Raw genomic sequence first — 2,520 nt, 5'->3', positions numbered from 1 at the left:
TGAACGGCCGGCAGGGCGAAGGCGCGCGGCGCGAGCACCAGCGCGGGCGCCACCACCGGCTCCCAGCCCAGCGCCGCGAGTCGCGCCGCGGTCTCCGCCCCGCCCGGCTCGGGCCGGGTGACGAGCACCGCGCCGCCTGCGCCCGGATCGGTCACCCGAAGATGTCGGCAGGCGAATCCCTGCGCAGGCTCTCGCCCAGCTCCCGGCCCAGCCGCGCAGCGTCGTCCGGGGCGCCGTGCAGGCTGCGCTTCAGCAGGAAGGACCCGTCGGCGCGCGCGACGAGACCGGTGAGGTGCAACCGGCCGTCCGGCAGCAGACGCGCGTGGCCGCCGATCGGCGTCCGGCACGACCCGTCCAGCGCCGCGAGCAGCGCGCGTTCCGCGGTGGAGATGGCGCGCGCCTCGGCGTCCTCGATGGCGGCGAGCAGTTCCAACAGTTCCACGTCGTCGGCGCGCACGGTGACGCCGACGATGCCCTGGCCCGCCGCCGGCACCATCGCCTCCGGATCGAGCACCACCGCCGCCTCGCCCTCCAGCCCGAGCCGCCGCAGCCCAGCCAGCGCGAGCAGCGAAGCCGCCGGCCCGTCCTCAGACCGCACCTTGGCCAGGCGCGTCTGCACGTTGCCGCGGATCATCTCGATCCTCAGGTCGGGCCGCGCATGCAGGATCTGGCTCTGCCGGCGGACCGAGGCGGTGCCCACCACGGCACCGGCAGGCAGGCAGGCGAAGGGATCGGCCGCGTCCATCGCGCCCGCCTTCGGCCCCAGGATCAGCGCGTCGCGGCTGTCCTCGCGCGTCAGGGTGCAGGCGAGCACGATGCCGGGCGGGAGCTCGGTCTCCAGGTCCTTCAGGCTGTGCACCGCGAAATCGATGCGGCCATCCGCCAGCGCCTCGTGGATCTCCTTGGCGAACAGCCCCTTGCCGCCGACATCGGCCAGGCGCCGGTCCTGGATCTTGTCGCCGGAGGTCGCGATCGCGTGCTCCTCGAAGGCCTTGGCGTCGCGCAGCACCGGGCAGAACTTCGTGATGAGCCCCAGGAAATGCCGGGTCTGCCACAGCGCCAGCGGCGATCCGCGGGTCCCCACCCGGAGCGGCAGCGCGCGGATATGCGCCTTCACATGGGGATGCGCCGCGGCGCGCGGGGCGCCGTGCTGCATGTGGGGGTGGGCCCCGGGATGGGCTGGACCCGGCGGATGGGCTACCGACATGGAGGCGCGTCTTAGAACCGCAGAAGGGGTGGCGAAAGTGCCTGCCAGGCCGGAATCCGGCGCCGACAGCTCGCAGATTGGTCTGGTCCTCGGCCTGGAAAGCTCCTGCGACGAGACGGCGGCCGCCGTGCTGCGCGGCGACGGCACCGTACTGGCCGAGGCGGTGCTGAGCCAGCTCGCTGACCATGCGCCCTTCGGCGGCGTGGTGCCGGAGATCGCGGCGCGCGCCCATCTGCAGCACCTGCCCGCGCTGGTCCGCCGCGTGCTGGACCAGGCCGGCACGACGCCGGCCGGCCTGGCCGCCGTGGCCGCCACGGCCGGCCCCGGGCTGATCGGCGGGCTGATCGTGGGCGCGACGCTCGGCAAGGGGATCGCCACGGCGCGCGGCATCCCCTACCTCGCCATCAACCACCTGGAGGCGCACGCCCTCTCGCCGCGGCTGCCCTCGGTCAGCCCCGACGGGTTGCGCTTCCCCTACCTGCTCCTGCTGCTCTCCGGCGGGCATTGCCAGTGCGTCGCGGTCGAGGGCGTCGGGCGTCACCGCCGGCTCGGCACCACGCTGGACGACGCGGTGGGGGAGGCCTTCGACAAGTCGGCCAAGCTGCTCGGCCTGCCCTGGCCGGGCGGGCCGCATCTGGAGCGGCTGGCCGAGGGTGGCGACCCCGCCCGCATCCCCCTGCCCCGCCCGCTGCTCGGTCGGCCCGGCTGCGACTTCTCCTTCAGCGGACTGAAGACGGCCGTGGCGCAGGCGGTGGCCAGGGGCCTGGATGCCGCAGGCCGGCGGGACCTCGCCGCGAGCTTCCAGGCGTCCGTCGCCGCCGTGCTGGCCGACCGCGCGCGCCATGCGCTGGCCATGCTGCCACAGGCGACCGCGCTCGTGGTGGCCGGCGGCGTCGCGGCGAATGCCGCAGTCCGCGCCGCCCTGGCCGAGGTCGCGGCAAGGGCGGGCCTGCCGCTGGTCGCGCCGCCCATCCGGCTCTGCACCGACAACGCCGTCATGGTCGCCTGGGCCGGGATCGAGCGCCTGCGCGCCGGGCTCACCGACACCCTCGACCACGCCCCGCGGCCGCGCTGGCCGCTCGACACCCTCTCTGCCTGAGGCACCCCGCCATGGCCTTCAAGCCCACCGTGAAGACGCAGGACCTGCGCGAGACGCTGCAGGACATGACCGACCTGCTGATGCAGATGCGGCGCCAGCAGCTGGAGCTGGAAGCCTACGGCCTGGTCACGCGCCTCGCCCTCGGCGCGTTGCTGCGCGGCGCGGACGACGCGGCGCGCGCCCGCGTCGCGGCGCGCCTGGCGGAGCCGCCGGA

3 protein-coding genes are annotated in these 2,520 nt (G+C 75.3%); 2 read left to right on the top strand and 1 reads right to left on the bottom strand.

Annotated elements, in window-relative coordinates; all coding sequences use genetic code 11:
* Nucleotides 1-151: 151 nt before the first annotated feature.
* Entirely contained in the window at nt 152-1,207 is a 1,056-nt protein-coding gene (hemC, locus tag OZN99_RS29680; RefSeq protein ID WP_408611976.1) for a hydroxymethylbilane synthase, read from the bottom strand.
* Between the two features lie 37 nt (nt 1,208-1,244).
* Between hemC and tsaD the strand changes: the two genes are divergently transcribed.
* Both tsaD and OZN99_RS29670 read left to right on the top strand, forming a co-directional pair.
* Complete coding sequence (gene tsaD / locus OZN99_RS29675; protein ID WP_408611977.1) at nt 1,245-2,306, top strand: tRNA (adenosine(37)-N6)-threonylcarbamoyltransferase complex transferase subunit TsaD; 1,062 nt, start codon at nt 1,245-1,247, stop codon at nt 2,304-2,306.
* A gap of 11 nt (nt 2,307-2,317) precedes the next feature.
* A partial coding sequence (locus OZN99_RS29670) for a hypothetical protein (RefSeq protein ID WP_270938814.1) occupies nt 2,318-2,520 on the top strand: 203 nt, incomplete at its 3' end.

The organism is Falsiroseomonas oryzae, assembly GCF_027856955.1.
Taxonomy (GTDB): Bacteria; Pseudomonadota; Alphaproteobacteria; order Acetobacterales; family Acetobacteraceae; genus Falsiroseomonas; species Falsiroseomonas oryzae.
This window is presented reverse-complemented; position numbering and strand designations above follow the sequence as displayed.